Raw genomic sequence first — 6505 nt, forward strand, 5'->3', positions numbered from 1 at the left:
AACGCTCGCCACGCGGGGCTGGGCCCGTGCGAGGCCAGTTGCTCGTAGTACTCGCTGCGGAACTCGTCCATGGGGCCGCGGTCGGTCTGGACGGTCGCGCCCTCGCCGGACCGGGAGAGGTGGCCGCGGCCGTGCGGGAGGTGACCGGCGGCGGCGCCCACCTGTCGCTCGACGCGTTGGGCAGTCACGCCACCTGTACCGCCTCGATCGAGAGCCTCCGGCGGCGTGGCCGCCACGTGCAGGTCGGACTCCTTCCCGCCGCCCAGGGCCGCCCGGCCCTGCCGATGGAACTCGTGATCGCGTTCGAGCTGGAGCTGCGGGGCAGCCACGGCATGCCCGCACACGCCTATCCGGAGCTGCTCCGGCTGGTCACCGCCGGCGTACTGCGTCCCGCCGAGCTCGTCACCCGGACCATCGGCCTCACCGAGGCGCCCGACGCGCTGGCCACGATGGACCGGCCCGCCGCCGGCGGAATGTGCCTCGTCCGCCCCCGTCAGGCGGGGTCGATCGCGAACATGAAGCAGCCGTAGAGCACGTTGCGGCTGTGCAGGGTGGCCACGTCCGGGCGGGCGAACAACTTCGCGATGGCCGTCTCCGCCCGGGTGCCCTCGACGGCGAGTGCGTCGGCGATGCGGCCGGTCCGGTCGTACGCGCGGAAGACCTGGCGGCGGTGGCGGAACCCGGGCGGGTACGTGGTCCGCTCGGCGTAACCCTCGCACGGATCGGCGTGCATGAAGACCGGGCCGATCTCGCGGTAGGCGCCCGCGGTGCCGTCGGGGCGGTACGCGACGAGCGCCAGGCGTTCACCAGCGCGGGCGTCGCGTAGGCAGCACCGCAGCGGGGCGCCGTCCTGCTCGGCGACGAACGGTGCGAAGCGCTCACCGGCGTCGTCGGTACCGTCGTGACGCAGGGCGTCCAGACGCGTCGCGGAGATCGGGGTGATGAGGAAGCTCATGCCTCCGACGATGCCGCCGTAGGACGTCGACGTCTCGCGGAAATCGGTCGTGGCACTTCACGACGTGCGGCCGGACCGTCCGAGGCGGCGAACGACGCCGGGTCCGCCCGGGAGCGGGCGACACCGGCGCCGTCGGACCGGCGGACCGGGTCAGGCGGTGGGGCGCAACTCGGCGAGGAGCTTCTCCACCCGGGTGCGGATGTCGTCGCGGATCGGGCGTACGGACTCGACGCCCTTGCCGGCGGGGTCTTCGAGCTTCCAGTCCTCATAGCGCTTGCCGGGGAAGACCGGGCAGGCGTCGCCGCAGCCCATGGTGACGATGACGTCGGAGGACTCGGCGGTGGCGTACTCGAGGAGCTTGGGGGTCTGGTCGGTGATGTCGATGCCGACCTCTCGCATGGCCTCGACCGCGGCGGGGTTGACCGTCTCGGCGGGCGCGGAGCCGGCGGAGCGGACCTCGACGGTGTCACCGGCGAGGTGGCGCAGCCATCCGGCGGCCATCTGGGAGCGGCCGGCGTTGTGCACGCAGACGAAGAGGACGCTGGGCTTGTCGGACATCAGGGAGCCTTTCTGGCAGTACGGGTGGAGAGGCGCTGGTCGAGGGCCGGGTCGCGGTCGTCGGTGGGCACGACCACCTGGTCGGCGGCCTGCCCGGCGTCGGGGTAGAGGGCGGTCAGGAGCCCGATGCCGACGGCGAGGCCGACGATCTGGGCGACGACGAAGCCGGGCACCGAGGCGGGGGCGATGCCGGCGAAGGTATCGGTGAAGGCCCGGCCGACGGTCACCGCGGGGTTGGCGAACGACGTGGACGAGGTGAACCAGTACGCGGCCCCGATGTACGCGCCGACCGCCGCCGGGGCGACCGGAGCGCGGCCGGAACGTGCCAGCGCGAAGACGAGCAGGATCAGGCCGGTGGTGGCGACGACCTCGCCGAGCCACAGGTTGCCCGCCGCGCGCTCCTTGCCCGACCAGGTCACGGCCGCCAGGTCGAACATCAGGTTCGCCAGCACCGAGCCGGCGACGGCGCCCGCGACCTGTGCGGCCACGTAGCCGCCGAGGTCCCGGCCGGTGAGGCCGGTGCCGGCGCGGCGGCCGAGGAACCAGTCGGCGGCGGAGACGACCGGATTGAAGTGCGCGCCGGAGACCGGGCCGAAGATCAGGATCAGCGTGCCCAGGGCGAAGGCGGTGGCGATCGAGTTCTCCAGCAGTTGGAGCCCGACGTCGGCGGGGGAGAGGGTGGCGGCCATGATGCCGGAGCCCACCACGGCGGTAACCAGCAGAGCGGTACCGGTGAACTCGGCCAGCAGGCGCCGCCGGAGTGCGATGGTCATCAGTCTGTTCTCTCCCGGTGCGGTGAGGTGCGCGAGCCGTGTGTCGGCCCGGCGGGTGGTCTAGCGGGTGGCGGGGACCTGCAGCTCGTCGAGGAGTCGACGGACGCGGCGTTCGATCTCGTCGCGGATCGGCCGCACCCCGGTGACGTCCAGGCCGGCGGGGTCGTCGAGGTCCCAGTTCTCGTAACGGGTACCCGGGAAGACGGGGCAGGCGTCCCCGCAGCCCATGGTGACCACGACGTCGGCGGCGCGGACCACCTCGTCGGTCCAGGGCTTGGGGAACTCCTCGGCGATGTCGATGCCGCGTTCGGCCATCGCCACGATCGCGGCGGGGTTCACCTCGACGCCCGGCTCGCTCCCACCCGACCAGGCGACGGCGTTCCCGCCGGCGAGATGCGTGAGGAACCCCAGCGCCATCTGCGAGCGGCCGGCGTTGTGGGTGCAGAGGAACAGCACCACGGGCCGTCCGTCGCGGTGGTGACCCTCCACCCGCGCGAGGGCCTGCAGGCGCTGCCGGGCGAAGCGCTCGGCGAGCAGGGGCAGGTAGTTCGGGATGCTGCCGACGGTGGCGAACTGGTCGTAGCTGGAGTGCAGGAACCGCTCGATGGTCTCGGCGCCGTAGATGCCGGCGAACTCCCTGACGAGGCGAGCGGCGGCGGTGCGCAGGGCGACCTCCTGGTCGACGGAGATGTCCTGGTGCGGGTGGGGCCTCGTGTCAGTCATGGCGGTCTCCCGAGTTCAGTGCCGGGGTGATGACGGGGGCGACGCGGTCGACGCGGGCGGCGAGATCGGCGAAGGCGGCCTCGAACGCGTCGTCGGTGTCGACCCGGACCGGATCGGGCACCGACCAGTGCAGCCGGGGCCGGCTCGACCCCGTGAGTTCCTCGTGGGCGCTGTCGCAGACGGCGATGACCAGGTCTTCGTCCCGCACCACGTCGGAGACGTGGGCGGTGCCGGTCGGGTCGATCGTCAGCCCGTGCCGGTGTGCCACGGCGACGGCGCGCGGATGCACGCGGCCGGCAGGCTTCGTCCCCGCGGACGCCGCTGCGGTGTGGGTCCGGTCGGACCACAGTGCGGCGGCGAGCTGGGAGCGGGCGGAGTTTCGGGTGCAGACGAACACCACCCGCCCCACCCCGGCCAGCGGCGCCGGGGTCAGCACGGCCAGGGCCTCGGGCCGCAGTCGCAGGTAGGTGCGGCGCCGGTCGCCCTCGGAGCGGCCACGAACGACCAGGCCCGCCCGGGTGAGGACCTTGACGTGGTGGGCGACCAGGTTCGTCGGCATGCCCAGGTCGTGGGCGATCTCGCCGGGAGAGGCGTCGCCCAGCGCCAGCGCGTCCACGATCTCCAGGCGCGCCGGGTCGCCGAGCGCGGCGTGGATCCGTGCACGCCCCTGCAGCGAGTCAAGCTCAGCGTTCATTGACTCAACTATCGCTGAGTTAATTCGACACTGTCAAGCTGACGCCGGGCGCGGCCTACGCGGTGGCGGGCGGTTCGACGGCGAGCAGGCCGGCGAGCTGGCGCAGGATGGCCGGCCGAGCCCGGTAGTACACCCAGGTGCCCCGCCGCTCGGCGTCGACGAGGCCGGCCTCGCGCAACGTCTTCAGGTGATGCGAGATGGTCGGCCCGGTCAGGTCGAACGCCGGGGTCAGGTCGCACACGCATGCCTCCCCGCCGTCCGCCGAGGCGATCATCGACATCAACTGCAGCCGCACGGGGTCCCCGAGCGCCTTGAACGCGGGCGCGAGGACGGCGGCGGTTTCGGCCGGCACCCGGCGCTGGGCCAGCGGCGGGCAGCACGGCGTGTCGGCGGTGAGGTCGACGACCGGAAGCGACGCACCTTGCTTTGACATACGTCTAGGTTGACAGAAGCCTAAGCAGCGTGCAACCGTCTGATTCGACGAACGTCAAGACAAGCGTCGGCGGGAGGGGGATCGTCATGACCGGTCACAGCGCTAGACTTTGATCGCCAATCGGCGATGGACGATAGAGGGGGACGGGTATGGAGGAACTGCTCGACCGGGCGACGGCGCAGACGTACGCGTCGTGGTTCCGGGCCCTCGCGGACCCGACGCGGGTGCAGATCGTCGAGTACCTGGCTCGCCATGCCCGGCCCATGAGCGTGGGCGAGATCGTCGCCGCCGTCGGCCTGGCGCAGTCCACCGTCTCCCAGCACCTGAAGATCCTGACCGAGGTGCGGTTCGTCCTCTTCGAGCCGGTCGGTACCGCCCGGCACTACCGCATCAACGACGCCTGCGTCGGTTGCTTCCCCTCCGCCGCCGACGTCGTCATGGGCCGACCCGCCCCGAGCCCGAACGGAGCCTGCTGATGCCCGACGTCACCGTCCGCCCCATGACGGCCGCCGACGCCCGGCGGGTCCTGTCGATCTACCAAGCCGGCCTCGACGGCGGCCACGCCAGCTTCGAGACCACCGCACCCACCTGGGCCGCGTTCGACGCCGGCAGGCTGCCCGACCACCGCTTCGTGGCGGTCGACGCGGGCGGCCGGGTGGTCGGCTGGGTCGCCGTCTCGCCGACCTCGACCCGCGCCGTGTACGCGGGCGTGGTGGAACACTCCGTCTACGTAGACCCTGCCGCCCAGGGCCGCGGCGCGGCCCGGTTGCTGCTGGACGCGCTCGTCGCCTCCACCGAGGCGGCCGGCATCTGGACGATCCAGTCCGGTGTCTTCCCCGAGAACGCCGCCAGCCTCGCCCTGCACGAACGGGCCGGCTTCCGGGCCATCGGTGTCCGGGAGCGGGTCGCGCGCCACCACGGCCGGTGGCGCGACGTGGTCCTGCTCGAGCGGCGCAGTCCCGTCATCGTCTGACCCCTGCCTGGCCCCGAGGGTGGGGCCAGCTTCCACCCGCTTGATTCGATATTTGTCTACCCAGAGGAGTTGTCCGATGAGCACCCTGAACGAGCTGCCCGTCGTGGTGATCGGTGCCGGCCCGGTCGGCCTGGCCGCCGCCGCGCACCTGCACGAGCGTGGCCTGGCATTTCTGGTCCTGGAGGCCGGTGACACCGCCGGCGCCGCGGTGCGGCAGTGGGGCCACGTGCGGGTGTTCTCGCCGTGGCGGTACGACATCGACCCGGCCGCCCGCCGCCTCCTGGACGACTCCGGCTGGGTCGCCCCCGACCTGGAGGCCCTGCCCACCGGCGCCGAGTTGGCCGGCGACTACCTCCAGCCCCTGGCCGAGCTGCCGGCGATCAAGCCACACCTGCGCTACGGCGCCCGGGTCGAGGCGATCAGCCGGCTCGGCCTGGACCGGCTGCGCACCGCGGGACGCGAGACGACCCCGTTCCTGATCCGTCTCACCGACGGCGAGGAACTGCTCGCCCGCGCGGTGATCGACGCCTCCGGCACCTGGGGCCTCCCGAACGTCCTCGGCGCGTCCGGCCTGCCCGCCCGGGGCGAGGCCGACGTGACGGCGTACCTGGAGCACGCGCTGCCCGACGTGCTCGGCCCGGCCCGGCACCGGTTCGCCGGCCGGCACACCCTGGTCGTCGGCGCCGGACACTCCGCCGCCAACACCCTGCTCTCCCTGGCAGAGCTGGCCGAGTCCACGCCGGGCACCGAGGTGACCTGGGCGATCCGCTCCACTTCGCCGTCGCGCACCTACGGCGGCGGCGACGCCGACGCCCTTCCGGCGCGTGGCGCCCTCGGCTCGCGGCTGCGCGCCCACGTCGACGCTGGACGGATCCGGCTGCTCACGGGCTTCGCGGTGCAGGCCCTCGCGCCGGTCGGTGACCGCGTGAGCGTGGTCGTCCGGCATGCCGACGGTGGCGAGGAGTCGATCACCGTGGACCGCGTCGTCGCGGCCACCGGCTTCCGTCCGGACCACTCCATCGCCGCCGAGCTGCGCCTGGACCTGGACCCCGTCATGGGAGCCACCCGCGCCCTGGCGCCGCTGATCGACCCGAACGAGCACTCCTGCGGCACCGTGCCCCCACACGGCGTGGACGAGCTCGCCCATCCGGAGACCGGCTACTACGCCGTCGGCATGAAGAGCTACGGCCGGGCGCCGACGTTCCTCATGGCCACCGGCTACGAGCAGGTCCGTTCCGTCGTCGCCGCTCTCGCCGGCGACTGGCAGGCGGCGCGCGAGGTCCAGCTCGACCTGCCCGAGACCGGGGTCTGCACCAGCAACCCCGACGACTCGGTCCAGGTCGTCCCGGAGAACCGGTAGCAGCAGCTCCCCGCCCGGCGGCAGCGCCGCGTGCAG

The 6505-nt window shown here is 73.0% G+C and carries 11 protein-coding genes; 4 read left to right on the plus strand and 7 right to left on the minus strand.

Annotated features, from left to right (window positions below):
• A partial coding sequence (locus tag AB0I76_RS19625) for a hypothetical protein (RefSeq protein WP_357037247.1) occupies positions 1–188 on the minus strand: 188 nt, incomplete at its 3' end.
• Between AB0I76_RS19625 and AB0I76_RS19630 the strand changes: the two genes are divergently transcribed.
• Entirely contained in the window at positions 141–530 is a 390-nt protein-coding gene (locus AB0I76_RS19630) for a zinc-binding dehydrogenase (RefSeq protein WP_357037244.1), read from the plus strand. The two genes, AB0I76_RS19625 and AB0I76_RS19630, sit on opposite strands and share 48 nt — an antisense overlap.
• Here AB0I76_RS19630 and AB0I76_RS19635 read toward each other — a convergent pair.
• The 6 genes from AB0I76_RS19635 to AB0I76_RS19660 all read right to left on the minus strand — a co-directional run bounded on the left by AB0I76_RS19635 (position 494) and on the right by AB0I76_RS19660 (position 4136).
• Complete coding sequence (locus AB0I76_RS19635) at positions 494–955, minus strand: DUF1203 domain-containing protein (protein ID WP_357037217.1); 462 nt, start codon at positions 953–955, stop codon at positions 494–496. The genes AB0I76_RS19630 and AB0I76_RS19635 overlap by 37 nt on opposite strands.
• A gap of 150 nt (positions 956–1105) precedes the next feature.
• The gene (locus AB0I76_RS19640) at positions 1106–1513 is read right to left on the minus strand and encodes an arsenate reductase ArsC (protein ID WP_357037220.1); all 408 of its coding nucleotides are present in this window, start codon (positions 1511–1513) and stop codon (positions 1106–1108) included.
• Positions 1513–2286: an aquaporin gene (locus AB0I76_RS19645; protein WP_357037223.1), complete on the minus strand. Its 774-nt coding sequence runs from the start codon at positions 2284–2286 to the stop codon at positions 1513–1515. Before AB0I76_RS19645 ends, AB0I76_RS19640 begins: the two co-directional genes overlap by 1 nt.
• A 60-nt stretch (positions 2287–2346) precedes the next feature.
• Complete coding sequence (locus tag AB0I76_RS19650) at positions 2347–3009, minus strand: arsenate reductase ArsC (RefSeq protein ID WP_357037226.1); 663 nt, start codon at positions 3007–3009, stop codon at positions 2347–2349.
• The gene (locus tag AB0I76_RS19655) at positions 3002–3703 is read right to left on the minus strand and encodes a helix-turn-helix domain-containing protein (RefSeq protein WP_357037229.1); all 702 of its coding nucleotides are present in this window, start codon (positions 3701–3703) and stop codon (positions 3002–3004) included. Before AB0I76_RS19655 ends, AB0I76_RS19650 begins: the two co-directional genes overlap by 8 nt.
• Positions 3704–3758: 55 nt before the next feature.
• Positions 3759–4136, minus strand: coding sequence for a metalloregulator ArsR/SmtB family transcription factor (locus tag AB0I76_RS19660; RefSeq protein ID WP_357037232.1), 378 nt, complete (start codon positions 4134–4136; stop codon positions 3759–3761).
• A gap of 149 nt (positions 4137–4285) precedes the next feature.
• On the opposite strand from AB0I76_RS19660, the gene AB0I76_RS19665 reads away from it, so the two are divergent.
• The 3 genes from AB0I76_RS19665 to AB0I76_RS19675 all read left to right on the plus strand — a co-directional run bounded on the left by AB0I76_RS19665 (position 4286) and on the right by AB0I76_RS19675 (position 6469).
• Entirely contained in the window at positions 4286–4612 is a 327-nt protein-coding gene (locus tag AB0I76_RS19665; RefSeq protein WP_357037235.1) for a metalloregulator ArsR/SmtB family transcription factor, read from the plus strand.
• The gene (locus AB0I76_RS19670; RefSeq protein ID WP_357037238.1) at positions 4612–5109 is read left to right on the plus strand and encodes an N-acetyltransferase family protein; all 498 of its coding nucleotides are present in this window, start codon (positions 4612–4614) and stop codon (positions 5107–5109) included. The genes AB0I76_RS19665 and AB0I76_RS19670 overlap by 1 nt, the downstream gene beginning before the upstream one ends.
• 76 nt (positions 5110–5185) lie before the next feature.
• Entirely contained in the window at positions 5186–6469 is a 1284-nt protein-coding gene (locus AB0I76_RS19675; protein WP_357037241.1) for an FAD-dependent oxidoreductase, read from the plus strand.
• Positions 6470–6505 lie beyond the last annotated feature (36 nt).

Origin of the sequence: Micromonospora sp. NPDC049799 (genome assembly GCF_040656655.1) — a bacterium.
Lineage (GTDB): Bacteria > Actinomycetota > Actinomycetes > Mycobacteriales > Micromonosporaceae > Micromonospora.